Genomic DNA, 26847 nt, shown 5'->3' with positions numbered 1-26847 from the left:
TGTGGGGTCTCCCCATGTGAGAGTAGGTCATCGCCAAGCGCCTAATTTAGGTTAACGTGTAGACGTTAAGCTAAAGGAGCGGTAGTTCAGTTGGTTAGAATACCGGCCTGTCACGCCGGGGGTCGCGGGTTCGAGTCCCGTCCGCTCCGCCAACATTAAGAGATAAGCCTCATCGAAAGATGAGGCTTTTTTCGTTATGGCGTCGCGGATAATTCGTGTCAGTGACGCTAATGCTTCGGGCTCGAAGCATGTGGTTATCGTCATAGTCGGGCATCATGTAGATGACATTCTTATCAGAATATGAAATTTTTGTTTTAAAGCTAAACCTATTCTATTAATTAGCAAAGTTTATCCATTTCCGAAAGCCCAACTGAGTCATCTTCTGTGGCTCCTCAAGACATTAATGCTATCGAGCATTACATAACAATATCGCCATACCTATTGAAACAACGATTTGCCAATGTGTGCTGCCTCGGCCATGACTACATCTGTTCTATCGGATTCAATTTGATTCAAACGGTTGCTGTCTGATGGCACTAGGACGTGTTCCTGTAGTCGCCCAAAGCCATGCTACTTCATTTTCAAAACGATTGAGGGAAAGGATAGATAAGCGCACAGATGCAGCAAGGTGCGCTTAGGAAGGGGGGCTACTGGTTGTGCTCAGAATGTTTGCGATGGAGAACTTCAAGTAGTTCATCTTCGAGTTCGAAGCGTGTTTCCATGTTATGGGCGAGCTCAGATAGGTCTTTATCGAGTTGATATAATACGAAATCGTCTTGTGTTTCCGCATATTTATCGTTGAAATCTAATGCTGCATTCGTGGTTGGCGTTATCTTGGGCAATACTTGTTGCGCGAGCGTTTTGCTTGATTCGCCATATTCACTGCAGGCATTAACGACTTTATCATAGACCTCGAAATGTCCTTCGGAGACATAGTCAACTAATAAGTCACAGAAAGATTTAACATGTTCGAACGAGGGAAGCGATTTTTCTGATTTACCGTAAGGGGGAAGCCCAGCAATTTGGCAGTAATGCACTAACAGTTTTCGACGGTTTTTTAGCCATTGATCAATAAGCTTATTTGAACCGCCCCACTTCTGTTCTGCTTTTTCGAGTTCTCTCAGCATGATGCATTCCATTTAAGTGCCAGCACATAACTCTAATGTAGGGACAAGTTGCTAATCGATCAACTCTTTTCATGCGAATTTGCGAGAATGACGAAATGGACAAACCAGCTGTTTCATATCGAAAAATGCAAATAAAAAGCCCAACGATAGAAACCTATCGTTGGGCGAGTAAAGTTTATAGCAGGCTCGATGCGACGAGCTTCTTGATTGTTCTTGCTAGCGCAGACTTTTTATACCAAAGGCGGGGAACCGGCGCAACTTTTTTCTGTCTGAGTGTGACTTCGTTACGAATAAATGAGCAGTATGTTAGCTGGCTAACATTTTCCGGTTTATGCGGTCAAATCGACGCCAATGATGGGGAATAGCTCACATAAATTTGCACATAAAGGTTACATTATTCGCGTAAATGCTAAACTACCGACCCAGCGGATCTCAATAAGACTAGGAACCAAGCCCAATGGCAGAATTAAAGAATGATCGTTATTTACGCGCCCTACTAAAAGAGCCTGTCGATGTGACCCCTGTGTGGATGATGCGTCAAGCTGGCCGTTATCTTCCTGAATATAAAGCCACTCGCGCTCAAGCGGGTGACTTCATGTCTTTGTGTAAAAATCATGAGCTTGCCTGTGAAGTCACGCTGCAACCTTTACGTCGTTATGATCTCGATGCGGCGATTTTGTTTTCCGATATCCTAACAGTGCCCGATGCTATGGGTTTAGGTTTGTATTTTGAGGCGGGTGAAGGCCCACGTTTCGAACGCCCAACAGACACTATCGATGCGATCAAAAAGCTCTCAATTCCAGATCCAGAAGATGAGCTGGGTTATGTGATGAAAGCCGTTAGCACTATTCGCCGTGAACTGAATGGTGCAGTGCCGTTAATTGGCTTTTCTGGTTCACCTTGGACCTTAGCTACTTACATGGTTGAAGGTGGTTCGAGCAAAACCTTCGAAAAAATTAAGAAGATGGCTTACGCTGAGCCAATGGCATTACACATGCTGTTAGATAAATTAGCCGATTCAGTGATCTTATACCTGAATGCTCAAGTTGCTAACGGTGCGCAATCTTTGATGATATTTGACTCATGGGGCGGTGCGTTATCGCATTCTGCTTACCGTGAGTTTTCTTTGCGTTATATGCAGAAGATTATTGATGGTCTGACACGCTTTGCCGATGGCCGTAAAGTGCCAGTGACGCTGTTTACTAAAGGCGGTGGTTTGTGGCTAGAAGCGATGGCAGAAACTGGCTGTGATGCACTAGGTTTGGATTGGACGGTAGACATTGCCGATGCCCGTCGTCGTGTAGGCCATAAAGTTGCATTGCAAGGCAACATGGACCCATCCATGTTGTATGCGCCAATTCCACGTATCGAAGAGGAAGTTGGCCATATTCTAGCGGGTTATGGTGAAGGTACTGGCCATGTATTTAACCTAGGCCATGGTATTCATCAGCATGTCGATCCAGAACATGCTGGCGCCTTTATCAAGGCGGTTCATGCACAATCAAAGCAATACCATAAATAATTTTTGGTTTGCGAAACAGGCCCGCTTGCGGGCCTGTTTTATATCCGACATTTGAATTTGATAGCGTTGGAGCTTCTGGCGAAGGTATCTTTATGGATTAGCGTATGCGGTAGTTTCTATCGTCTGCGAGCTTAATGAGTCTTACTTTTAAATAACGACTTAAATACCCTATATTCACATACTGATTATGTGTGAATTATCTTGATAAAAAGTAAAATTCAGAATTGTTTAATTTATAAATTTTATTTTTAAATCAAAGGTATGAAATGGATTTAATTGCATGAAAATGTCTACTTTAGCAACGACTAAAGCGAAGTGATGTTTAATACTATTCGCAAATGAGATATGTTGCATGGCGTAATGAAGGATTATGCAAGGCCGTCAATCAATTTAGTCATAATAAGCCGTGGTAAGAGATGCACATTGGCAAGAAAATAATGGTATTTATTGCGGGCTTTTGTCTCCCTGCGGTGGTAATTGTCTCCTATTGTCTTGGTTATTGGTACGACCATCGCGTCGAGCTACTACGTCAAGATAGTGCTAACCGTGAGCTTGCCAATATCCAGCAGCAGTTTCAAATTGATGTCGATCGCTTAACCTTTCTCACTAATATCTATGCCTTACCTTTGTCTCAATTAGATGAAGACCAACTTAAAAAGCTTGAATCCTCGTGGCGCGATAGCTCAATGTCAGCCAATCTGAGTTGGTATATTCTACGGCAGGGTGAATTGCACCCTTTTTTCCCCAATGAACGTCCCTTTGAGAATGATAGGTTACGAGAAATCGCCAATGCTATTGTCAGTGCCGATAAGCCCAGTGTTGCTGGCGCTTATTTGATGGGCAAGTATGCTTATGTCGTTACTTCCGTGGCTTCTGCGCCCAATGAATCTGTGCTGCTGGTACGCCAACTGACTGATAAAGACTTACTGGAATATGCTCAGGCCTTATTGGTGACTAAGGTGAGCATGAGCCATTCTCGCGAAGTTACGCCAACAGTTGATGGTGTGCACAGTGACGCGATTAACATTCCAAGTCTGTTAAAAGATAAGCCTGTCTACCTGCAAGTGCTGTTTTCCGATGGTCCCTTTAGAGAGGTTAAATTTCAACTTGATTGGGTATCGCTCGGATTTATTCTCTTTGGTGTGTTTATTGTTGGTCTTGGTTATATTTGGCTGCGTTCGGGCTTACTCAAACCTTTTAAAAATCTGATGCATCAATTGGCGCTGGTCGATCCTATGTCCAGTGTATATCAACCCGTTACAAGCGAGGGTAATGAAGAATTAGAAGTGCTCGCCAGCCGTGTTAATAGCTTGCTGGCCAGAATTTATCAGCAAAAAGAACGCGCGAAAATCACCTTAGAATCCATTGCTGAAGCGGTGATTTTGACCGATGTCGATGCCAACGTGATTTATATGAATCCGCGGGCCGAGTTGCTTCTCGATGTTGCTAGTTGCTATGCCATAGGTCAGAGCCTTGCGAGTCTGTTAAAGGCTGGGGAGCAGTTGAATCAGGCGGTTTTTACCTGCATTCGTCTCGAAGAATCAGCACCGCAGGTCGAGAAAATCAAGCTATTAACTGCTTCGCCTCGGATTATGGAGCGCAGTATCAGCAATCTGCGCAATCACGATAAAGAAATTGTTGGTACTGTCGTGGTATTGCGGGATATCACTCAAGAAGAGTTGCTTAAACACCAGCTACAAAAAAGGGCAAATTTCGATAGCATTACAGGGCTGCTAAACCGTCAGGCATTTGATGAGCAGTTACCCCAATTTGCCGCCTCAGCCAAAACTATCGCCGTTTGTTATCTCGATTTGGAGCAATTCAAGTTGATTAACGACAGCTGTGGCCATACTGCAGGCGATCGTATGCTTGCTATGGTGGCTAAGGCAATGCAGGCTTGTCTTGGGCCACAGGAGCTATTGGCGCGCCTTGGTGGCGATGAGTTTGGTTTAGTGATTTGTAATCGTAGTGCCTTATCTGTGGCGCAATTACTGAAGCAAATGATCGCGCAAGTCTCCATGCAAGTGTTGAACGATAAAAACTGTAATTATAAAGTTGGCCTCAGCATAGGTGTTGCCTTTGGCCGAGCCCCCTATATCGATGCACAAGAGTTATTAAAAGACGCTGATATCGCCTGCATTGCCGCTAAAGCTAAGGGCGCCAATCAAATTCATTTTTACGATGATAAAGATAAAGAACTCACCTACCAAAGAAATGCGCCTAAGTGGGCGGTACGTATCGCGCAAGCGATTGAAGAAAACGAGTTGATTCTGTATTACCAACCGATCCGCGGACTAGGCAGTGGTCCGCAGCGACAACGAATGGAAATTCTGTTACGAATTCAAGAGCCCTGTGGCCGCATTTTGGCGCCTGCGCAGTTTATAGCCGCCGCTGAACGTTTTAAGTTGATGCCAGATATCGATAAAGAAGTCATCCGCAAAGCTTTTTTATGGTTGTCTTTGAACCCCGTGCTTTGGCCTGATCATTGTATTTCGATCAACCTTTCGGGCAATAGTTTAGGTGCCGAAGGTATGGTGGAATATATCGCCCAGCAGCAACACATTTTTGATATTCCAAGCCAATGTATTTGTTTTGAAATTACTGAAACCACCGCGATCCAAAATCGCAATCGTGGTATGGAAATGTTGAAGCAGTTACGTAAACTCGGTTTCTCATTTGCACTGGATGATTTTGGCAGTGGTTTTGCCTCTTATGGTTATCTGCGTGAGCTGCCCGTGGATTATGTCAAAATCGACGGCTGTTTTATTAAGAATCTCGCCGTGAATGCTAAAGACTACGCCATCGTTAAATCGATTCAGGATGTTTGTCGGGTTATGGGAATCGAGACTGTTGCTGAATTTGTTGAGAATCAGGATATTATTGACAGATTGTTGAGCATAGGCATTAACTATGCGCAAGGTTATGCGATAGGGCGCCCGCAACCCTTAGCTAATTATCGTGAGCAATATGAGATGAGGCTTGCACAACGCGCGTGAAGGATTGCGCTTTTAGCGTGATTATGCCAATTTAGCAAAAGGCGTAATTAACATAGCGATAACAAAGGAATGACTATGGATGGACTCACTGGCAAGGTCGTGATCATCACGGGTGCCTCAGAAGGTATTGGTCGGGCGCTCGCAGTGGCAATGGCGCGAATGGGCTGCCAACTGGTGCTCAGTGCGCGTAATGAAACACGCCTCGCCTCACTCGCTTTAGAAATCGCTAATTATGGTCCGCCTCCTTTTGTATTTGCCGCCGATGTCTCCAGTCCTGAACAGTGTGAAGCCTTAGTTGAAGCTGCAGTTGCGCATTATGGCCATCTCGATATTTTGATTAATAATGCAGGCATGACTATGTGGTCACGTTTTGATGAACTGACTCAGCTCTCAGTGCTTGAAGACATAATGCGGGTGAATTATCTTGGTCCTGCGTATTTAACCCATGCCGCGTTACCGCACTTGAAAGCCAGTAAAGGCCAAGTGGTGGTTGTGGCGTCAGTCGCTGGATTAACGGGCGTTCCTACTCGCAGCGGTTATGCCGCTTCTAAACATGCTGTGATTGGTTTTTTCGATTCTTTGCGGATTGAATTAGTGGATGATAATGTGGCCGTAACTGTTATTTGCCCCGATTTTGTAGTGTCACAAATTCACAAACGTGCCCTCGATGGTGCTGGTAATCCTTTAGGCAAATCTCCGATGCAGGAAGCTAAGATACTGACGGCTGAGCAATGCGCTAATATGATGTTGCCAGTGATTGCAACTCGAGGCCGTCAACTGATTACTTCACTTCGTGGTCGTTTGGGGCGTTGGCTTAAGCTGATCGCACCAGGCTTAATCGACAAAATTGCCCGCAGGGCGATCGCCTCCGGGCACTAAAGTCTTTGCCACTACAAGCTATTTGCCACTCTTATTGAGATGCTTAATGATGGATTGTTCAGCTTCACTTTGAGTCGCTTTGTCCCCATCGATATCGATAGTCACAGTCGCGTTATGGCCCGTCATATCCTCTGCAATATGAAACCAATCTGGATGCCAGTAAAAGCTGGCTCCTTCTAGGGTTTGCCAGTTATGTACGCCTGATTTTTCACCTTGATAAATAAGATCTTTTATCGAATAACCCATATATTTACCCCATTAATTTCATGATTGTTAAAAATCTAAGAAGCTAAATGGTGCACGTCATCTGAACCTAGGTATGTGCTTTACATCACATTTTAAGGTAAACATAAACCCCGCCAGAGCGAGGTTTATGAATAGCGTTAGTATCTTAGCGAGATTAAGGTTTAGCACACTTATGGTTTGGTGCACTGGGTTGGCGAACCCACGCCTTTCCACAGTGTTGTACCATCAGTGAGTGACAGGGGCACAAAGGTTAAACCTTGGCTCATATTGGCGGGTGGCAAGTCGGTTTCTAACTCATACATGCCCATGGGGATAGCCCCTGATGTGGCATTGGCGGCTGTTTGTGCGGCCGCAAGGCTTGAGTAGTGCAGGCCTAACATATCGAAATGGCTGCGCCAATCTTTGCCTGTGAGCTGACTCAAAGACACCAGCATAAAGTCGTTGCCCGGAATATCTTTCACCGTTTTGCCACCGTAGACACTATTGCCTTCAAACGAAAATTGGCTAAAGCCCAGTTTGCTACGATTCGCTTCCCAATCACTGGCGTTATTCGCATATTTACCGAAAATACGACTGTGTTGATACAGCAAGGTAAAGAGATTAAAGCCATTGTTCAGAGTGGTGCCGTCACTGAGTGTCATGCCGTGAGCCTTAAGCGCCATTTGGATGTAAAACGCCATGCGATAACCGTTATGGACAGCATAAGCATTGCTGGCCCAAGGCGCAGTGTATCTGTCTTCACCAGCATCGAGCACCTTACAATTGGCGCCAAACACTACGCGTTTACCACTGGTGTTTGTTGTACCTGCGGCATCGGACATAAACACATAAAAGAGATCCTTGTGGTTCATGTGACCATCGGTCACTGTGCCTGTATTGCCGTCGCGCAGATAATGGGTTTTCCACTTCACCACATAGGGGAAGATATTGTTGGAGTTTTCCCCTGCGCGGCTGCCATAACCTGCCCAGTTATCATGATCACTTGCCGCAGCATATTGCACATTGAGACGGTTAGTTTGCAGATTGTGGCCTAACTCATGGTTATCACCCCAACCCGTTGGGTCGATATTCCATGCTGCGTCCCAAGGGTTACCGCTACAACCTCCACCGCACTGGGCATTTTGGTCATAATTCGCGTGTTGAATGATAGTGCGGGTATGCAGACTATTATCGATACAGTCGTCGCCAAACAGTCCTTTGCAGGCCGCTAGTACATCGGCAGGTAAGGATTCACTTAAGCTCTTGCCTTGGATCTTAAGCCCCGCAAGGGTGTAAACGCTGTTGATATGGTCATCGACAATACTTTTGAGTAGCGCGTTTACATCGGGTACATCCCCGCCGATGGCGTTTAAAAAGCGGTCGCGACGCAGATGCTGCTCGGCACCATCGGTGCGCAAGTCCACATGGGGTAATTCGGTATTTTGGATGCGATCGTTAAAGGTTGCTATTTCTGCAGGGTTTGAAAAATCCATAATGGTCGGATGTTTAGCCACATGCTCAGCGCTGACTTCGACACTTAACGCGCCGCCATCAGTACTCGAAGTATCACCACTGATATACAGATAAATTGGCCCGCCGTAGGGGGAAGAAAATTCAAGACTTTGTCCTTGAGCTAAGCGCAGGCGTTGCTGCGCCAACTCCAATGGACCGCGGTAGATTTTCTGCTCATAGGCACGGTTGGTATTGCGTCTGTGGTAGTTGAGTTTGATCTCCACATTTGCAGCGCTGCTATCGAGACGAGTCAGTTTAATGGTTTGTCCTGGCAGCGCATACCAGCCTGTGGTCGTCCATTGGCCTGCATAGGGTACGCTAATGGTTTTATGTTCTGTGACAGTCGCAGGATAAGTGTAGTGCGCATTGCTGCCCTTGCTGAGGTTAGCTCTGTCGGTAACATATTCACCTAAATCTGGCTGGGCTAAGTTATGGACGCGGGCATAGCTGACAGTCCAATCGGCAAACAGGGCCTGCTGCCACTGGGCGTATTCGCTGTAGGCTATGGGGTAGTCAATCTCGCTGCGATACTTATCGGCGAGCAGCAGTCCGGCCTTCATCAAGGGGAAGTCTGCTTTGGTAAACACATCGATAGCATGGTTATCTAAGGTTTCAGCATTGGCTCGATACCAATCGGCACCCGCCTTGAATGAGTCAACAAAGGCGGCAGCATTACAGCTCAAGTAATTACCGCCGCAGTCGTTGAGTACTGAGGTGTCGAAGCGCCCTTCGTTAAGCTTACCGAGCAAATTATTCACCTTGGCCAGGGCGGTGTCTTCGACCAAAATATCGGTCACACTGAGGTTATTGGCATTGAGTTTTGACCAGTAATTGCCAGAGGTAGAAAGCCCCATCTCAAGGTAAAGTGGCGACAGTATTGGGCTTTCATTACGCCAGTAGTTAGAGAGCAACAAGGGAATTCCTGCCGCTTTGGCCTTGGCGATCGCGGCTTTTATGCCTGCAAAACCGAGTGACTGACGGTCTAAGTCACTAATGATAATCAGATCCGGTTTCAGTGTGTTGATACAGTTGCTTAACTCGCTGTAGTCACAGGTATTTGCTGTATTAATGCTATGGGCTGCGGGGTAGTTGTTTGTAAGCCAAGTGCGGATCCCTTCATTATGGGGAAAGTACCAACTGTCAACCTTGCTCGGCATTTGGGCGGTCACTATGCTGAGGCCGTCTTTTTTATCGGCACCTTTGGTCAGCCAGCCTAAAAGATTTTTCAATAAAGTATCAGTTTGCGCCGAAGTGTTGACAGAAAATAGATTTCCTCCCATGGCCGCATATCTTTGCCCCTGTTGCTCGCCCGTCATCACTAACCCACGAACGGCGCTTTCCCCACTGCCATCGACATTTGATGGCAAGACTGTAAAAGTGTTCTCCGGCATAAAGCTCGAAAAGGTAATTGAGTCATGGGTTGGATGCCAAGAGATGCTGCTACCGACACCTTGATATAGCTGATTTATCTGGGCTTTACGTTTGATGTCGATATTAGCGAGTTCGGCGATGCTGAAATCAATTAACTCACTCGCATTGGCAAGCCTGTGGTCTTGGTGCTTAATGGCATTTTCGGCATTACTGATAAATGTCGGCGTGATAGTGCAATCGGCCGTCATGGCCGCAGTGGTGTAAGTCAGCACATTGAGTGTGCCACCACAGCCAGTAATGCCCTCAAGTGTAAAGCCGGTATCGGCTGTAATGCTAAAAATAGCGCTTTTGCCAGACTCCACTTTTTGGCTGCTTGGACTCAGTGCGCCACCTATTACCGATAGGCTGCTGGCGGTGTATTGCACCAGCGCGGGAGGTTGGACTGGCGGCTGAGTGGGTGTTGTCGTGCCAGTATCTTCTGAGCCGCCACCGCATCCGCTAAGCAGTATGGCAATGTAGGCATAAAGTAGTCTAATCCTCATGGGAGTCCTTGAACCTTGTGTATTTAACATTTGGTTGACATTGTATCTTGTTGCTCCTGTTTTCAATAGAATTAATTATATAATTTTATTGAAAATCATGATGTTATATTTGACGCTTGTCAAAAAACAGGCACAAAAAAACCGGCTTCTTGCCGGTTTTTTAATAGAGATATTAATTAATCTTGCTGTTCACGTGCGATTGCGCGATAACCAATATCGGTACGGAAATACACATCATCCCAGTGAATTTCATCAACCAATTTATAGGCGGCTTTTTGCGCTTCGGTGACTGTGTTACCCAGTGCCGTCGCACACAATACGCGACCGCCGTTGGTAACGACGTGGCCGTTTTTCATCTCAGTGCCCGCATGGAACACTTTGCCATTGTTATCGCCAAGGCTGAGACCGTCAATCACATCAAATTTGCGATACTCATCTGGGTAACCGCCAGCGGCCAATACCACGCCCACGGCTGCGCGCTCGTCGTATTCAGCTGTCACTTTATCTAACTCGCCACGGGTGGCGGCTAAACAAAGTTCCACTAAGTCAGACTTTAAACGCATCATAATCGGCTGAGTTTCTGGATCGCCGAAGCGGCAGTTGTACTCGAGTACTTTGGCGCTGCCATCGGGCGATATCATCAAACCCGCATACAGGAAGCCTGTGTAGATATTGCCTTCTGCCGCCATACCATCAACCGTTGGGCGAATGACGTTCGCCACAGTCCAATCGTGTACCGCTTGAGTCACCACAGGTGCTGGCGAGTAAGCGCCCATGCCGCCCGTGTTTGGGCCGTAATCGCCGTTATCACGGGCTTTATGATCTTGGCTGGTGGCCATTGGCAGAATGTTTTTACCATCGACCATCACGATAAAGCTGGCTTCTTCGCCCTTGAGAAACTCTTCAATCACTACGCGCGAACCCGCCTCGCCAAACTTGTTACCGGCGAGCATGTCATCAATTGCGGCATCGGCTTCGGCTTGGTTTTGGGCGATGATCACGCCTTTGCCCGCGGCTAAACCGTCAGCTTTGATGACCACTGGATAACCTGTTGTGGCCGTTAATTCACGCACGAAAGCTTTGGCATCGCTGATTTCAGTGCAGTTTTTATAACCCGCCGTAGGAATATTGTGGCGGGCTAAAAAGTCTTTAGTGAAGGCTTTTGAACCTTCGAGTTGGGCTGCGGCCTTAGTTGGGCCAAAAATCGCTAAACCTGCGGCGTTGAAGGCATCGACGACACCGATAACGAGTGGTGCTTCTGGGCCGACTATGGTCAGTTCAATCTTATTGGTTTTCGCAAAATCGAGCAGAGCAGGGATGTCGGTGGCGCTGATCGCCAGATTTTCAACATTAGGTTCTAGGGCTGTGCCCGCATTGCCGGGTGCTACATAAACGGTATCAACTTGAGCCGATTGAGCGGCTTTCCAAGCTAGGGCATGTTCGCGGCCGCCACCACCAATGATTAACACTTTCATGGTTAAAACTCCCACACATCGCAAAGGAAAAGGCCCTAATCGCTAGGGCCAAGTTTGATTTAAGTTGTTATCAATGACGGAAGTGGCGCATGCCTGTCATCACCATGGCCATGCCGTGCTCGTCTGCAGCAGCGATGATTTCAGCATCGCGCATTGAGCCGCCCGGTTGGATGATACAGCTAATGCCCGCAGCCGCTGCGGCATCGATACCGTCACGGAAGGGGAAGAAAGCATCGGACGCCATCACAGAGTTCACCACTTCTAAGCCTTCATCTGCGGCCTTGATGCCGGCGATTTTAGCGCTGTAAACGCGGCTCATTTGGCCAGCGCCGACACCGATAGTCATGCCGTCTTTGGCATAAACGATGGCGTTAGATTTAACGAACTTCGCCACTTTCCAGCAGAACATTAAGTCTTTCAGTTCGCTTGCAGTCGGTTGACGTTTAGAAACCACTTTGATGTCTTCTAAACCGACCATGCCTTGGTCGCGATCTTGTACCAGCAAGCCGCCGTTAACACGTTTGTAGTCTAAGGTTTGGGTCTTAGTATTCCATTGACCACATTCTAATAAACGCACGTTGGTCTTTTTCGCAACCACATCGCGCGCCGCTTGGCTAACGCTTGGGGCGATAATCACTTCAACGAATTGACGCTCAACGATCGCACTCGCCGTCGCAGCATCTAATTCGCCGTTGAAGGCGATAATGCCACCGAAGGCTGAGGTTGGGTCAGTTTGATAAGCGCGGTTATAGGCATCGAGTAAGTCTTTACCTAAGGCCACACCACAGGGGTTAGCGTGTTTAACGATAACACAGGCGGGTTCCAAGAATTCTTTTACGCACTCAAGGGCGGCATCGGTATCGGCAATATTGTTGTAAGACAAGGCTTTGCCTTGCAACTGAATCGCGGTAGCCACAGAAGCTTCATCAATTTTAGTGTCAACATAGAAAGCCGCTGCTTGATGGCTGTTTTCGCCATAGCGTAAGTCTTGTTTCTTCACTAATTGGGTGTTGAACGTGCGTGGGAACTTAGAATCAGCAAAGCATTCGTCCGTGCTGTGTGCAGGAACCATAGTACCGAAGTAGTTGGCGATCATGCCATCGTAACCCGCAGTGTGCTCAAAGGCCGCAATCGCTAAATCGAAACGCGTCGCATGGGTCGTGCAGCCATTGTTAGCCGTCATTTCTGCAAGTACGCGATCGTAATCGGCCGCATTCACCACGATAGTCACATCTTTATGGTTTTTCGCCGCAGCGCGCACCATAGTTGGACCGCCAATATCGATATTTTCGATAGCGTCTTCTAAGGTACAACCAGCTTTAGCCACAGTTTCAGCGAAGGGATAAAGGTTAACCGCAACCAGATCGATGGCATTGATATTGTTGTCGGCCATCACGCTTTCATCAAGACCGCGGCGCGCTAAAATGCCGCCGTGCACTTTAGGGTGCAGCGTCTTAACGCGACCGTCCATGATCTCAGGGTGTCCTGTGTAATCAGATACTTCGATAACAGGCACGCCGTTATCCGCTAACAGGCGAGCGGTGCCGCCAGTTGATAACAGTTCCACACCTTGGGCGTGAAGTGCTTTGGCGAACTCGAGAATTCCGGTTTTATCTGAAACGCTTAACAGCGCGCGACGAATGGGTCTGGCATTATTTGCAGCAGTCATTTGGGTACAGGGTCCAGTTATTTTAGTTTCAAGGATCTTTCGGAAAACAGAACAGCCTTAACGTTGTACTGCTTTCCAAAAGTCCCTTGGTCCTATTTTTACTTTATTAGCTAACTTTTTATCCCTTCGTCACAGCGCGCGTATTCTAGCGTAAAACTCGATTTACGGGTGTTTTTTCTGCGTGATTTCACAATATTCATATCAGAACAAAGCGGCATTGCCGTGTTGGCTTTCAGTAAAGTTAAAATTACCTCTTGACCTTGGAGTAGGCTCCAAGGTTTATACTTGCATTATTGAGTTGTATGCTGGAAATGATCCCTGAGTTGTGGGCTATTTCGCAAAGGATGAAGACATGTATCGTATTGGTGAATTGGCGGATTTATGTGAGGTGAAAGCCGACACGTTAAGATTCTACGAGAAGCACGGTCTACTCGCGCCGTCGAGCCGTACTGAGTCTGGCTATCGAGTATATACCGAGGCCGATGCTGCGCGATTACGCTTTATTTTACGGGCGAAAGCTGTGGGTTTTACCCTCAATGAAATCAGTGAATTGCTGTCAATTGAACTCGATAAATCTAACCGAGTCTGTGCCGATGTAAAAGGTATGGTTGATTGTAAATTGGCTCAAGTACAGGCCAAAATTGCTGAGCTGAATCATTTTCAAGCGAGTTTACAAAGCTTGTCTGATGCTTGCTGTGGTGGGCCACGTAGCGCCGAACATTGCTCTATTTTAGAGGCGTTGGAGTCCAGCACTGAGCGGGTACGCGTTGAGCATCACTCTCATAATGTAAATCAGTACCAAGCACAGAATAATCACGGCAAAGCCATTTATGAAGAGTCAGGGAATTAATTATGTTACTGAAGAATTTTATTGATCTGTTTTTAGACTCGGCGCCTTGGTTGTTACTGGGCCTGATTTTAGCTGGGCTATTAAAAGTATTCGTGCCAATGGCGTGGATGCAAAAGCAGCTCGGTGGTCACGGTTTTAAAACCGTAGTGAAAGCGGCGCTGCTTGGCGCACCTTTACCTTTGTGTTCTTGTGGCGTTATTCCCGCAGCAGTTGGGCTGCGTCGTTCTGGTGCATCTAAAGCAGCCACCACCTCCTTTTTAGTCTCAACCCCTGAAACGGGCGTCGATTCCATCGCGGTTTCTTATGTGTTACTTGGTCCTTTTATGGCAATCATTAGACCGATTGCGGCCATTACCAGTGCGATAGTGGCGGGCTTACTCGTTGGTCGCGATGATGACGATGGCAAGTCAGTGGTTAAGGTAGAAACTCAATCAGATAAGCCATTAGAGGGTGAGGCGTCAGTGGCGTCTTGCTGCGCCTCAAAATCAGTGGCTCAGCCAGAGATGGTAAAAGCCGAAGCGGTTAAAAGCTGCTGCTCATCGACTACGCCTACGATAACGCCCGTAAAGTCTTCCTGCTGTGGTAATGACAGTGTTGATGCACCTGCAGCCGAGCCAAAGCCGAAGATCAAAATGACGCCTATGGCGGCGCCGAGCTTAATGGCGGGTCCTTCAAGTGTTATGGCTGTTGGCGGTCAAACCATGGGATCTGCTCAAACTATGGGTTCTGTGGTCAAGGTTAACGCTGCTAAAGCAGAAAGCGTGGGGTCATGTTGTGGCAGCCAAACCACAGAGCCTGAAAAAATAGTGGTGGTGAAAAAAGGCGCTTGCTGTGCTAACACTGCAGGCGATAGCTGCTGTGCGTCTACTCAAGATATGGCGACTGAGTTTAAGTCGCAATCGGTACTCAGTCGTATCGGAATTGGCCTTAAATATGCGGCAACGGATTTAGTGCGTGATACTACGCTGTGGCTGCTGGTGGGCTTATTTTTCGCAGCTCTGGTACAAACCTATGTGCCGGCTGACTTTTTGGCTAAATGGGGCGATGGCATTTTAGCTATGCTAGTGATGGTGCTCGTTTCTGTGCCTATGTATATTTGCGCGACCGCATCGACACCGATTGCCGCTGGATTATTACTGGCGGGAGTGTCACCGGGTGCTGTACTCGTGTTTATGATGGCTGGTCCGGCAACCAATATCGCGACTTTAGGCATTGTGGCTAAAGAGCTAGGTAAACGTGCGCTGTGGGGCTATCTTGGCGGTGTGATTGGCGTGGCCTTAGTGGCCGGTATGTTGGTCAATTATCTGGTTAATACCTTTGGTTTTGTGGTGATGCCACAAATTGGTGAAGAGCACCAAATGTTACCTCAATGGTTAGTGGCAAGCTCGGGCATATTGCTGGCATTACTCATGGCAAAAGTGGTTTTTGAGAAGATCCCAAGAAGCTGGGTTCGCCGCAACGATTGTTGCTCTTAATCGGTTCATATTCAGCTAAATTATCGCGTAAATAAACATCCCAGTGTTGTTGCTAACACTGGGATTTTTTATGGGATTGATTTGCAAACCTATCAGTATTTGTTTACTTTTTTATCGTCGATAAACGTAGGCGGCCTGTCGGCTTCAGCCTTGTTAATTGATTAGGATGGGAAGGTGCTTATCTCCGCCAAGGTTAAGTTGCGCCATTTCCCTACATCGATATCTAAGGCCACTGCACCAATTTGCGCCCTGTGTAGGGCAATCACTTTATTGCCCACGGCGGCAAACATCCTTTTGACTTGATGAAACTTGCCTTCGGTGAGCGTGAGTAGCACGGTTTTTTCATCCACTTGCTGCAGTGTTGCTGGCAGAGTGAGGGCGGTTTCGCCCTGTAGATTTAGCCCTGCGGCAAACTTTGCGGCTATGGCTGCAGTCGCTTCGCTGTCGAGTGGATCTCGCAGTTGAACACGATAGATTTTTTCGCACTGATATTGAGGCGAGATAATATTAAACGACCAGCGGCCATCGTCAGTCAGTAGCACTAAGCCTGTGGTATCAGCATCTAGGCGGCCAACGATGTGCAGGTCAAATGCGCGATCTATATCGAGCAGATGAAATAGCGAAGGGTAGGCTCCATCCACATTTGAGCACAAGGTATTAGCAGGTTTGTGCAACATGATATAGCGAGATGGGCGTGGCGTAAGCGGTTTTCCATTAAGGCTGACAGTATTATTTTCATGCACTTGCATTGCGCAGTCTGTCACGATAGCGCCATTGACTGTGATTGAGCCGCCAAGAATGGTGACTCTTGCGGCTTTGCGATCAAGATCTGTGCTTTTACAGAGGAATTTATCGAGGCGCATAGTGAAATCTCAGGAAAAACAGTCAGCACAGGTGTTTAAGTAAGCTGCATTATCGCGACTTAGGGAGGATAAGCAACTGCTCTGTCTGAATGTTAAAACTAAGCGTACTGATTTTTAACATTATGACCTTTGTGGATCATCTTGCTGTTCGTTTTGTGTTGATTTGACCGCAGATGTTTTCTATTTGAGCCACTCGATGAGCATATCGTTCATTAAGTGGCTGCTTATTGAGTTGCAGTGCAATGTATTTTATGGGACTTGTTAAGGCGAGGAAAAACTTGGCTTAGTGTTAATAAGTAATTGAGCAAAAATGTAAATACTGCTCAGAATACAGCATATTCCTAAATAAATGAGTAAGCCGAACTCCGTTTGGCCAAAACTGCTGGCCACTAATGGGCCTATCACTGACCCCACCGAATAGCTCAGTAGCATCACTTGAGTCGCTGAAACAATTTGGCTAGCAGGCAAGTCGTCACAAGCTAAGCTGATTGCAATCGGGTAAAGGGCAAAAGCGCTGGCGCCAAGCAAGAGAAATCCAATAATCAGTGTCATATTTGAATGCTGAGTGAGTAGCAATAATGCTGCGACACCCAGTAGGCAAAAGCTTACTATCAAGCCACTTTTGTTAACTCGAGGAGATAAATAACTGACTAAAGGTTGTACCAGCATGCCACCTACAATGATGAGGGCCATAAATTGTCCTGTTTGCTGATCAAGCCCCATATCCAGTGCCACATAGATGGGAAGTAAACCATAGATAGGGCCAAGCAATAATCCAGAGACTAAACATCCCATAATGGCAGGCTGACTTAGGTTTTTTAGCGCAGACAATGACATTGATTGTTGTTCGCTTACCTGAGGTTGACCGCGTTTTACCAGTAGTGCGGGTAAACTTGCCGCGGCTAATAATCCCATGATCACTAGGTAAGGTAGATTGCCCTTTGTACCTAAATAATCAATGGCTAATTGTCCTAAGGCAGTGCCTCCATAAAGCGCTGTCATATAAAGTCCAAGCCGCTTAGCGCGTTGCTTTTGGGTATCGGCCATTAATAGCCATGATTCAACCACCACAAAAACTCCTGCAACCGCAAATCCCGCTATTAGTCGAGAGGCTAACCAGACTCCACTTTTTGGGATTAATATCATAGCGACAACGCTGCAAAGAAGGATATTCAAAAAAAGGATAAAGGCTTTACTGTGGCCGATACGGGCAACAACAGGAGCAATACAAGGCGCCCCCAGTAATAAACCTAAATAAAAAATACTGGCCAGTAATGGAGCAAGTGAGGTGCTGAGTTCGAAAAAAGTGAGCGACAGTGGGATTAAGCTCATCAAGTAGCCTGATGCCAAAGCAAACAAACTTAACCCTGCTACTGGGACGAAAAGGCTGGGCTTTTGAGCCGACTGAGTTAAGGCAATTTTTTCCACGGGCGGTTCCGAAAACAGACAAATAATATACAGCGGGCGGGGTTGCGGTCGCGACTTTAGGCTGGATCGCTGACAGGGTAAAGTGAGTTAGATTGACTGTGGTGGTGAATAATATTTGTGTTTACGATTCATGTAGATATTGGGTTTTCTATGTTGCCTTGTTGCAATACGTTTGTGTTGGTCGCTTGCTGTTCACTGCGTCGCAGTTTTAGTGCACATTCAACGATATCTAGATTCGATTTAGCGCTACACACATTCAATTTAGTGCCAAATTTGGGGAATAATACCTAATCCTACCAATGATCAGAAGGTATGATTAATTAGTTGATTATCACCTTGGTAGAAAGTGTGGCGTGATCTATATCTCAGTTTTAAACATTAATTAAATTACAACGTGGGCAAGGTTTTGTTCGATCTTTGTCCGTTTGAAATTTTAAAACAAAGGTGTCGATCAGAATTTGGTGATTATTGTCGCTAATCGGCCGTTTGTGCGTGCTAGCTCAGCAATAAATGTTGTTGCCAAGTGATAAAATTACAAAATAAACCGCTTTGCCAAGTGTGATCTATGCCCTAAATTTGCGTCAAAATAAAATGGTATTAAGGTTGTAACCATGTCTTTAACAGATTCAAGTACTGCTCCACCCAATAAAGCTCCCGTCAGCGAGGGGCTCGATAAGAAAAAAATGCTGATCCTAGTGGCTGATATCGTGCTGTTATTTGCACTTTATTACGGTTTACCTTTCGAACAAGGGGTGAATACTGGGCTGGCCATTTTGTTCTTTGCAGCGATTCTTTGGCTGACCGAAGCGATTCATATCAGTATCACTGCGATTCTCGTTCCTATACTCGCCGTATTCTTTGGGGTGTTTGAAACCAAGGAGGCGATGAGTAACTTTGCCAATCCCATCATTTACTTATTCTTTGGTGGTTTCGTATTGGCTGCGGCCTTGCACCATCAAAAGATTGATACCCTCATAGCGCAAAAGCTGCTGCTAGCCTCTAAGGGCAAACTCAGTATCGCCTGTTTGATGCTGTTTGGAGTAACTGCACTGCTATCGATGTGGATCAGCAATACTGCGACCACGGCGATGATGTTGCCATTGGCACTCGGGATTTTGCAGCAGCTCGACCGCGAAAAATACCACAGCACCTATGTATTCCTTCTGCTCGGTATTGCCTATTCGGCCAACATCGGCGGTATCGGTACTTTAGTGGGTAGCCCACCGAATGCGATTGCTGCGGCTCAAGTGGGCTTAAGTTTTAGTGATTGGCTGAAGTTTGGTATTCCAACCGTTATCCTCATGCTACCTATGATGTTGATTGCCTTGTATTGGTATTTTAAGCCTGATCTTTCTGCCAAATTCGATGTGAATGTTGAAGCTCAGAAGCTGACATTTCAGGGGAAATTTACTCTGCTTATCTTCCTGACTACCGTATGTTGCTGGATTTTCAGTGTGCCGTTAGCCAAGGCATTAGGTGGCATCACTCAGTTTGATACCATAGTCGCCTTAGGTGCCGTCGTTTTACTCTCGGGCTTAGGTTTGGTCGGCTGGAAGAAAATTGAATCGACCACAGATTGGGGTGTACTCATATTGTTTGGTGGTGGTTTAACACTGAGCGCAGTACTAAAAACGACTGGCACCAGCGTATTTTTAGCTCACTGGATGACAGATATTTTCGGTAGCACTCACATGTCGTTGTTCGTCTTTGCTGTGATTGCTTTTGTGGTGATGTTGACTGAATTTGCCAGTAACACCGCCAGCGCTGCACTGTTAGTGCCTGTATTTGCTGCGATTGCTGAGGCATTAGGCATATCGCCTGTAATGTTATCTGTACTGATTGGTATTGCAGCTTCTTGCGCTTTTATGCTGCCGGTGGCGACACCGCCCAATGCTATCGTTTATGGGTCTGGCCATATCAAGCAATCGGAAATGGTGCGAGTCGGTATGATCATCAACTTTATCAGTATGATTGTCTTGGGTATTATCGCCCATACCTTCTGGGATATTTAACACTGATATAGTTCATGGCAACTTTGTGTTTCAACGTTGCCGCTAGAATAGTATTCGCCTTATTGAAGAGCATAGGGCGGATACTGATTTTGTTTTTAGCTGAGTCGTACCGAGTTTTTGGGCTTAGTGTTTCGAAGTTTACTCTATGCTTATGTTTTGCACTTAATTTGAGCTTAAGTTGCGACTAAAAGTATTTGCGCTATAAATTGCTTGATGTTGATAACGTAGATAAAAGATTTCTTTTACATTGATGATATCAATCTGTTCAATGTCATTTTTATATAATACGGGAGTGGTATCGCCTTCAGTGACAGTAACGGCTTGTAAAATAATATGCTTATCTGTTATGGCAAAAAACACTTTTGCTTGCTGTAAATTCTCTGAAAGATAAACATAAGCTGTCTGCGGCTCGGCAGAATTATGATCACTGCGAGTAAAGGCTATCCCTTGTTCGAATGGACGAATGCATTGCTGAGTTTCATCGTTCCAAGTCCCTCCCTTGTCGAGACAAGTATCAATTGTGAGATGTTGTTGTAAACCCCATCCTGTCACCACTAGCAAGAGTACTGCGCCCAGTAAGAACATTGCTTTTTTCAATTTTCGTTACCTTTACAAAATTAGCTCGGCTGAGCGTTTGTATCTTAGCTCAATCCTCTTATTTATAGGCATTTAACCATTGGTTAAACGCTGAGGAGGGTAAAGCTCCGGCTTGCTGGGTGAGTATGTGGCCTTGTTTAAAAATCATTAAGGTTGGAATAGATCGAATATTAAATTGAGCCGCGAGGGCTTGCTGTTCTTCAGTATTGATTTTACCGAAGCGAAATTGAGGCTCCCAAGTTTTAGCTGCTGCAGAAAATATTGGCGCAAAACTTTTACAGGGCCCACACCAGCTGGCCCAAAAGTCAACGACAAGGGGAAGCTCTGATTTATTAGCATGGTTGGCAAAGTTTGCGCTATTGAGTTCAATTGGCGCAGCCGTAAAGACACTGAGCTTACATTTACCGCAAGTGGGTTGTTGGTTTAAACGCTCATCGGGAACGCGGTTTAACGTATCGCAATGGGGGCAGGCAATAATCATGGCAAAGCTCCAAAATAAAACGTTTATATGACTTATATATTGGGCTAACCGACAGTAATTTAAAGAGCGAGTGATGATGTTATCGCCCATGATGACCTTATTATTAAGGATAAAGAAGTGAACCGAGCTGCAGAAATGTTTAGATTGCGCCGACAAGCCCGCTCGTCGGTGATAAAATCCCGCGCAAAGTTGAATATCACGCCCTAAGTGCGAACAAGAAAAGAGAATGAAGATATGACTGAATTAGAAGTAATCGAGCTGCAAGTGGGCGAAGGAAAAGAAGCGGTAAAAGGCGCACTGATCACCACCCAATATCGTGGATTTTTGCAGGATGGTACCCAATTCGATTCATCCTATGATCGTGGTCAGGCGTTTCAATGTGTAATTGGTACTGGCCGTGTGATTAAAGGCTGGGATCAAGGTATTATGGGGATGAAAGTCGGTGGCAAACGTAAGTTGTTAGTCCCAGCTCACTTAGCCTATGGCGAGCGTCAAGTGGGTGCTCATATCAAACCAAATTCTGATCTCACCTTTGAGATCGAATTGCTCGAAGTGCTGACTCGCGACTAAGCGTGACAGGACTGCGAGAGTCTGTGTAAGCTCGATTGAGCCAATATGATTCTGGCTCATCTTGCACTCTTCACTATGTTGCTTCGGCATAGGGTGATTTACACTGGACTCAATTTTCCCACTTAATGGAAAGAGATTTGTCGTGGCTTCGGATACTGCAGCAGAGTTAATTGCGCAACTTCAGGCTGAGATCGCTCAGCTAAAAAGTGAAAACGCTCATTTAGCGGCGTTGAATTATCGTGCCGAAGAAAAACTCTTTGCGGCCCTCGATGGTAATGGTTTATGTCTATGGGAACAGCATATTCCAAGCGGAAATTTAACCATATTTAACATGCGCTGGGGTGAAATGCTCGGGTTTAGTCCTGAAGAGTTTGCTGCCCATGTTGATATCTGGAAAAGTAAATTACACCCAGAAGATAAAGAATGGGTGATAAAAGCCTTTGAAGATCATGTGAATGGTCAAGCCGATTACTATCAAGCAGTTCACAGAATGCTACACAAAGATGGCAGCATAACCTGGGTGTCCGATCGTGGGCGTATTGTCGAGCGCTTAGCTGATGGAACACCACTGCGAATGATGGGCAGCCATATCGATATTACTCAAGAAAAGCGCTACGAAATAGATTTAGCCCGCTTAGCCCACAGTGATCCACTCACCAACTTAATGAATCGCCAAGCTATTGCCAAAGTATTCGATGAATCTTCGCAACCAGATATTCGCGGTGCGTTATTTTTTATCGACCTTGATGGTTTTAAAGCGTTAAATGACCGTCACGGCCATAAGTTTGGTGACAGCCTGTTGATGCACGTTGCGCATACTTTAGTATTTCACGCCGGTGAATTCGCGCAGATCGCACGGTTAGGGGGTGACGAGTTTGTGATATTACTGCCGTCATTTGATCGTGAATCATTAGGGGCACTCGCACAATCATTGCTCGATGTTTATCGAGATAAATTCCTGCTAGAAGGTTGTGAAGTGGAGGTAGGCCTGAGTATCGGTATTGATATATTTGGCTATGGTGATAGTTTTGCCGAGAGTTGTGATCGCGCTGATGCCGCCATGTATCGCGTGAAACACCAAGGAAAGCATGGATATTGTTTTTATCAGTTGTCGGAATAATGATCCAAGCTTGCAGATCTTAGTAATACTTCATTTAGATTTGATTACAGTGCCTTATTCGAACAAAAAACCACCTTTAATGGTGGTTTTTTGTTTTTTAGCTTTTTAAGCTTAGTGTCATCAGCTTATGGAGTTACAAAATTAAATGGTTGATGGCAACTGACACAATAGTTTTCAGATTTTTTGTGTACATGGTGGCACTTACTGCAATCAGTTTCGGTGTCGAAGTGGCGATTTTTATGGGGATTGGTTGGTTTTACATCCGCCGTTTTTTCCGCTAATTTCTTAGTGTTGTGGCATTGTACACACTTGAGCATAGGGACGGCTTGTCGTTCTTCTGCACCATGGCAGCTTGCACATTTAAGCCCTTTCGCCATATGAGTTTGATCGAGTAAAGTACTCTCTTTAGCGAACGCGCTGCCAGCGAAAATACCCAAAATAATAGCCAATATAATTGTTAAGTTTTTCATTGTTTGATCCCATTATTCATTTCACAGGATGCCAAAATGTGAGGCATCCATTATTGATGACTATGTGTTCTATAGTTTTGCTACATATTTGCCCGCTAAATAGCCGAAGGTGTAGCAGCGACCTAAAGACAAGCCAAATACCGTTAATGGGTAGTCAACGCCACCATAGAAACCTGCGCCTAGGTTACCAACAATGAATAAACCAGGAATTTCCTTACCATCAGCATCAAGTACTTGGTGGTTGTCGTTAACGAGAATTCCTGAACATAAAGTAGAAATACGCATACGACGGTGAATACCGTAAAACGGTGGTTTGAGCACTGGTACCATTTTGCTTCTAGGTTTACCGAAGTCCTCATCTTTACCTTTTTTACACAGCTCGTTATAACGGTTAACGCTGGCAACAAAGGTTTTTGGATCGCACTCTAACTTCACTGCCAATTCTTCTAATGTGTTAGCTGAATGGGTGTTGATCAAAGAGGGAAATACTCCTGTTTTCTCACCAGGAACTTCAGGCATGTAAACTTTAAGCTCTTCAGGAGAATAGAGGTGGCCAGGCCAATCCTTCGCTTGCGTCATATAGTCAGAATCAAATACTTGTGAGTAATGCCCCGCATTCTGCTCATCTTTCAAGTAGTTATTCATTAGAGACATCTCAACCTTCTCATTCACAAAGCGCTCACCTTTACGGTTTACCGCTAAGAATGGCATGTCACACATGGATGCCGGGCCGGCATCGAAGTCGTGCAACATTTTGGTATGTCCAACAGGTTCAATAACGCCGCCAGCCCAATAGGCCATAGCAAAACCGTCACCGGTACGATCCATTTGTTTACGTTCAAAGTTTTTCAGTTCGGGGATGAAGAAGTCACACATGGCTTTGTTATTTTGATAGTCGCCAGAGGACAGAATTACACCTTTCTTCGCCATGTATTTGTGGTATTTACCATCACGAGTTTGAGCAATGACGCCGATGACTTTTCCTGACTCATCCTGGATTAATTGTTGTGCAGGAGTATTAAAGAAAAACTTAACGCCTGCTTTTTCTGCTGTTTTAGCTAATGCGCGCATAGCATCACCCGTGGTGTAGGGTTTAGGGCCGCAGAAAGAAGTGATAAAATTTAAACGGTCATCAGTATCAGCAATTCCGCGAATACCGTGCTGCACTTTAGTTCCTTGGTCAACAATCTGGCCGCCACCTTGTTTAACTCTATCGATAACCCAAGTGACAGCTTCACCTGAATTGTAAGCCCATTGCTTAAGAAGACCGGGATGTGAACGGTGCGCGTTATCCGCCATTAAACGGCTAACTAAAGCTTCAATTGCTGATTTATCACTGTTTTTCAGGTCAATTCCTGAACCAGTGTTTCCTTGAGAGACAGGGATGGCTTGCTTTTGTAAACACGCAACGGTTGCACCACTTTCTCTGGCTGATAGAGCCGCAGGCACACCAGAAGCTCCAGCACCGACGACGACAACATCAAAGGTTTGGGTTGTTGCAATATCTTTATCAGCAATAGGTTTTGGCTTAGGTAGAAAATTGAGCGTTGCGCCGCCAATTTCGCCATATTCAGTGCCAACTTGAAGTGGTGCCGCACTCGCTGAAGCAATACCAAGACTTGCAAAGGCTAAGCCACCACTTCCCACTGCAGCTCGAGTTAGGAAACTTCTTCGAGATATACCATTCTGAAGCACGCTAGCAGTGTATTGATCGATTTCTTTCGGTTTCTGTGAATGCTCTTTACTCATTTTGATACTCCTTGGGTCCTCATTGCTAAGGTCGATATGACATCGTTAGCAACGACAATGGATCTAGCCATAACCGCATGTGATTTGTTTGCTTTAAAAACTAGAAGTGCAGTTGTGTGAAAGTGATTAAATTCTCATTCATTAACAACATACGTTTAAATGTATGACATATGACAATAAACCAAAAGAGGTATTAATTACATCTTTGCAGTGCTTCACAAAATGCTGGAGTTTTGAGCTGTTAATATGATTATTCTTTTTGAAACAAGCTAATGTAGGACTTTCTTTATTAAATAATGCAGTGAATTTTTTGAGGAAGATAATTTTCTTAAATACAGTGATCAAAATAAAATATGTGTTGTTAAGCTATTTCACTACATATATTTAGTGTTCTAGGTTTACGGGAGTTAATTGTGGTAATGAGGCGTTAGAGTCATCGTTATTTACGCATCCGCTAAATAAGACACATGAAATAGCCATGGCTGGAATAATTAAGAAATTATTTTTTCCATTTTTGATCTCAATAATTAAGTCAACGCATTCACCGCAACGTTTAAATGGAGATGAGAATTTTGCGGTGTAAAAACCGGGTGTATCCAACAAGGCTGATACACCCATATAAGTTTTGGTGCAGGGGAGTTAAAACTGATGAACTATTTACCTAAGGTAAATTTATAAGTGACATATAAACGCAGATCGTCAAGATCTTCAGCTTGATCAAAATCGACCATGGCATAACGCGCCTTAAGGCCTAGGCCCGATAACATGCCTGAAAATTTATAGGCGATTGAAAAGTTTGTTTCATTAAAATCTGACGCAGTCCCCTCTGGCACATCGTACTGCCCATAAAAGGCATAGGCTTCTAATCCACTCGCCCCTAATTTTTCAAAGTCATAGGCCAGCTTTAACGCGTTGACCTCTTCATTCGCCCGTGCAGATTGATATACCTGTTGAATGACCACTTTTTCATCGCCCCATGGGGTCAGCACTGTGTCATCCCCGGTTTTGGCGTACATATAAGTGAGATCTGCCCCCGCCAATTTGGCGCCTAGATGGAAGCCATATTGATAGGTATCGAGTGGGCCGCCGGTTTCATCACCTATTGCCTGTTGAGTTAAATAGGAAGGTGTTAAGTACAAATTCGTTGGACCAACATCAGCGGATAATTTCACTTTGGCATAGGTTTGATTGAAAACATCTTCCATGCTGTAGTGCCAAAGATGGGCTTCAGTTTGGACTGTTTTAAAGGGCAATTGATATTTAGCACCTAGGGCATAAACTGGGTTATCGGCAACATCTGCCACAATACCCGCTCTTGCTAATTCGCTTTGTACCGCCTCTTTTACGGATACGAAGCTATTATCAGACCACCCCATGGAATCTGTAATATAGAGTGCTGATAACGTTAGATTGTCAACACTCTTATTTTCTGCTGAAAAGCCGCGAAAAGTTCGTGGGATCGCACGAATGTCATGGGGATTCATCATTGGTGTGCGCAGTTCTTGTGCACCTAATTTGAATTGAGTATCCCACCAATTACCTTGGACAAAATACTCCTGTAAACGGTTGACGCTGTCATGGTCGCCAGCGGCATCGCGAGCAACTAGGCCGTAGACATCATCTGAATCATTGGTCCAAATGGGATTTGCAGATGCGAAGCTGGTCCCAAAACTGAGGCCATTCACTTTTGCGGTATTGTAATAAAACAGTCCGCCAAATGACGTATCGTGTTTAGTGTTCGTCGTATTATCAAAGTCACGGGTAAAATCGAATAAGCGTAATTCCCCTTTTAACGTACCTTGGCTAAACATTTGATCAATGCTGGTATCTGCTGTAGCAGGAATCGCTAGCGTAGATAGCACAAGCAAAGATAAATAAGATTTTTTCATCATCATCTTCCCTATTATTAGTAAG

At 45.5% G+C, this 26847-nt stretch carries 20 protein-coding genes and 1 tRNA gene; 9 read left to right on the top strand and 12 right to left on the bottom strand.

Annotated features, from left to right (window positions below; genetic code table 11):
• Positions 1-75 precede the first annotated feature (75 nt).
• Positions 76-152, top strand: a tRNA-Asp gene (locus tag L5L91_RS21815).
• 495 nt (positions 153-647) lie between these two features.
• Here L5L91_RS21815 and rsd read toward each other — a convergent pair.
• A complete protein-coding gene (rsd, locus tag L5L91_RS21810) occupies positions 648-1127 on the bottom strand; it encodes a sigma D regulator (RefSeq protein ID WP_105250394.1) in 480 nt (159 codons plus the stop codon).
• Positions 1128-1584: 457 nt separating this feature from the next.
• Here rsd and hemE point away from each other — a divergent pair, with 457 nt between their 5' ends.
• From hemE to L5L91_RS21795, 3 genes are all read left to right on the top strand, one after another.
• Positions 1585-2649: a uroporphyrinogen decarboxylase gene (hemE, locus tag L5L91_RS21805; RefSeq protein WP_006079904.1), complete on the top strand. Its 1065-nt coding sequence runs from the start codon at positions 1585-1587 to the stop codon at positions 2647-2649.
• 416 nt (positions 2650-3065) lie between these two features.
• Positions 3066-5645 carry a putative bifunctional diguanylate cyclase/phosphodiesterase gene (locus L5L91_RS21800; protein ID WP_263171892.1) on the top strand — a complete coding sequence of 860 codons (2580 nt, stop codon included), beginning with the start codon at positions 3066-3068 and terminating at the stop codon, positions 5643-5645.
• Positions 5646-5720: 75 nt separating this feature from the next.
• The gene (locus L5L91_RS21795) at positions 5721-6524 is read left to right on the top strand and encodes an SDR family oxidoreductase (RefSeq protein ID WP_113941707.1); all 804 of its coding nucleotides are present in this window, start codon (positions 5721-5723) and stop codon (positions 6522-6524) included.
• 18 nt (positions 6525-6542) lie between these two features.
• On the opposite strand, the gene L5L91_RS21790 is transcribed toward L5L91_RS21795, so the two are convergent.
• The 4 genes from L5L91_RS21790 to purH all read right to left on the bottom strand — a co-directional run bounded on the left by L5L91_RS21790 (position 6543) and on the right by purH (position 13318).
• Positions 6543-6770, bottom strand: coding sequence for a hypothetical protein (locus L5L91_RS21790; protein ID WP_105250390.1), 228 nt, complete (start codon positions 6768-6770; stop codon positions 6543-6545).
• Positions 6771-6940: 170 nt separating this feature from the next.
• Positions 6941-10174: an ImpA family metalloprotease gene (locus tag L5L91_RS21785; protein ID WP_263237731.1), complete on the bottom strand. Its 3234-nt coding sequence runs from the start codon at positions 10172-10174 to the stop codon at positions 6941-6943.
• A gap of 176 nt (positions 10175-10350) precedes the next feature.
• Positions 10351-11649 carry a phosphoribosylamine--glycine ligase gene (gene purD, locus L5L91_RS21780; RefSeq protein WP_198572017.1) on the bottom strand — a complete coding sequence of 433 codons (1299 nt, stop codon included), beginning with the start codon at positions 11647-11649 and terminating at the stop codon, positions 10351-10353.
• Positions 11650-11719: 70 nt separating this feature from the next.
• The gene (gene purH, locus L5L91_RS21775; protein ID WP_212599573.1) at positions 11720-13318 is read right to left on the bottom strand and encodes a bifunctional phosphoribosylaminoimidazolecarboxamide formyltransferase/IMP cyclohydrolase; all 1599 of its coding nucleotides are present in this window, start codon (positions 13316-13318) and stop codon (positions 11720-11722) included.
• Positions 13319-13670: 352 nt separating this feature from the next.
• Here purH and zntR point away from each other — a divergent pair, with 352 nt between their 5' ends.
• Together zntR and L5L91_RS21765 are read left to right on the top strand one after the other, a co-directional pair.
• Positions 13671-14168 (top strand): Zn(2+)-responsive transcriptional regulator, encoded by a 498-nt coding sequence (zntR, locus tag L5L91_RS21770; RefSeq protein WP_263171890.1) that lies wholly within the window; start codon positions 13671-13673, stop codon positions 14166-14168.
• 2 nt (positions 14169-14170) lie between these two features.
• Positions 14171-15643: an SO_0444 family Cu/Zn efflux transporter gene (locus L5L91_RS21765; RefSeq protein ID WP_263237730.1), complete on the top strand. Its 1473-nt coding sequence runs from the start codon at positions 14171-14173 to the stop codon at positions 15641-15643.
• 161 nt (positions 15644-15804) lie between these two features.
• On the opposite strand, the gene L5L91_RS21760 is transcribed toward L5L91_RS21765, so the two are convergent.
• Together L5L91_RS21760 and L5L91_RS21755 are read right to left on the bottom strand one after the other, a co-directional pair.
• Complete coding sequence (locus tag L5L91_RS21760) at positions 15805-16506, bottom strand: pseudouridine synthase (RefSeq protein ID WP_263171888.1); 702 nt, start codon at positions 16504-16506, stop codon at positions 15805-15807.
• A 261-nt stretch (positions 16507-16767) separates the two neighbouring features.
• Positions 16768-17934, bottom strand: a complete 1167-nt coding sequence (locus L5L91_RS21755; RefSeq protein WP_263148594.1) for an MFS transporter — start codon at positions 17932-17934, stop codon at positions 16768-16770.
• 611 nt (positions 17935-18545) lie between these two features.
• Between L5L91_RS21755 and L5L91_RS21750 the strand changes: the two genes are divergently transcribed.
• Entirely contained in the window at positions 18546-19946 is a 1401-nt protein-coding gene (locus tag L5L91_RS21750) for a DASS family sodium-coupled anion symporter (protein WP_168827785.1), read from the top strand.
• Between the two features lie 162 nt (positions 19947-20108).
• Here the strand turns inward: L5L91_RS21750 and L5L91_RS21745 are convergent, their stop codons facing one another.
• Both L5L91_RS21745 and trxC read right to left on the bottom strand, forming a co-directional pair.
• Positions 20109-20543, bottom strand: coding sequence for a hypothetical protein (locus L5L91_RS21745; protein ID WP_263183375.1), 435 nt, complete (start codon positions 20541-20543; stop codon positions 20109-20111).
• 58 nt (positions 20544-20601) lie between these two features.
• Positions 20602-21024 (bottom strand): thioredoxin TrxC, encoded by a 423-nt coding sequence (gene trxC, locus L5L91_RS21740; RefSeq protein WP_212599577.1) that lies wholly within the window; start codon positions 21022-21024, stop codon positions 20602-20604.
• A gap of 234 nt (positions 21025-21258) precedes the next feature.
• Here trxC and L5L91_RS21735 point away from each other — a divergent pair, with 234 nt between their 5' ends.
• Both L5L91_RS21735 and L5L91_RS21730 read left to right on the top strand, forming a co-directional pair.
• The gene (locus tag L5L91_RS21735) at positions 21259-21594 is read left to right on the top strand and encodes an FKBP-type peptidyl-prolyl cis-trans isomerase (RefSeq protein WP_263143341.1); all 336 of its coding nucleotides are present in this window, start codon (positions 21259-21261) and stop codon (positions 21592-21594) included.
• Positions 21595-21736: 142 nt separating this feature from the next.
• On the top strand, positions 21737-22714 hold the full coding sequence (locus L5L91_RS21730) for a diguanylate cyclase domain-containing protein (protein WP_263237729.1): 978 nt from the start codon (positions 21737-21739) through the stop codon (positions 22712-22714).
• Positions 22715-22839: 125 nt separating this feature from the next.
• On the opposite strand, the gene L5L91_RS21725 is transcribed toward L5L91_RS21730, so the two are convergent.
• The 3 genes from L5L91_RS21725 to L5L91_RS21715 all read right to left on the bottom strand — a co-directional run bounded on the left by L5L91_RS21725 (position 22840) and on the right by L5L91_RS21715 (position 26825).
• Complete coding sequence (locus tag L5L91_RS21725; protein ID WP_105250378.1) at positions 22840-23184, bottom strand: cytochrome c3 family protein; 345 nt, start codon at positions 23182-23184, stop codon at positions 22840-22842.
• A gap of 69 nt (positions 23185-23253) precedes the next feature.
• Positions 23254-24933 carry an FAD-binding protein gene (locus tag L5L91_RS21720; RefSeq protein WP_219253133.1) on the bottom strand — a complete coding sequence of 560 codons (1680 nt, stop codon included), beginning with the start codon at positions 24931-24933 and terminating at the stop codon, positions 23254-23256.
• A 653-nt stretch (positions 24934-25586) separates the two neighbouring features.
• Positions 25587-26825 carry an OprD family porin gene (locus L5L91_RS21715; RefSeq protein WP_263237727.1) on the bottom strand — a complete coding sequence of 413 codons (1239 nt, stop codon included), beginning with the start codon at positions 26823-26825 and terminating at the stop codon, positions 25587-25589.
• Positions 26826-26847: the final 22 nt, after the last annotated feature.

It is taken from the genome of Shewanella sp. SM55, assembly GCF_025654025.1.
Lineage (GTDB): Bacteria > Pseudomonadota > Gammaproteobacteria > Enterobacterales > Shewanellaceae > Shewanella > Shewanella oncorhynchi.
This window is presented reverse-complemented; position numbering and strand designations above follow the sequence as displayed.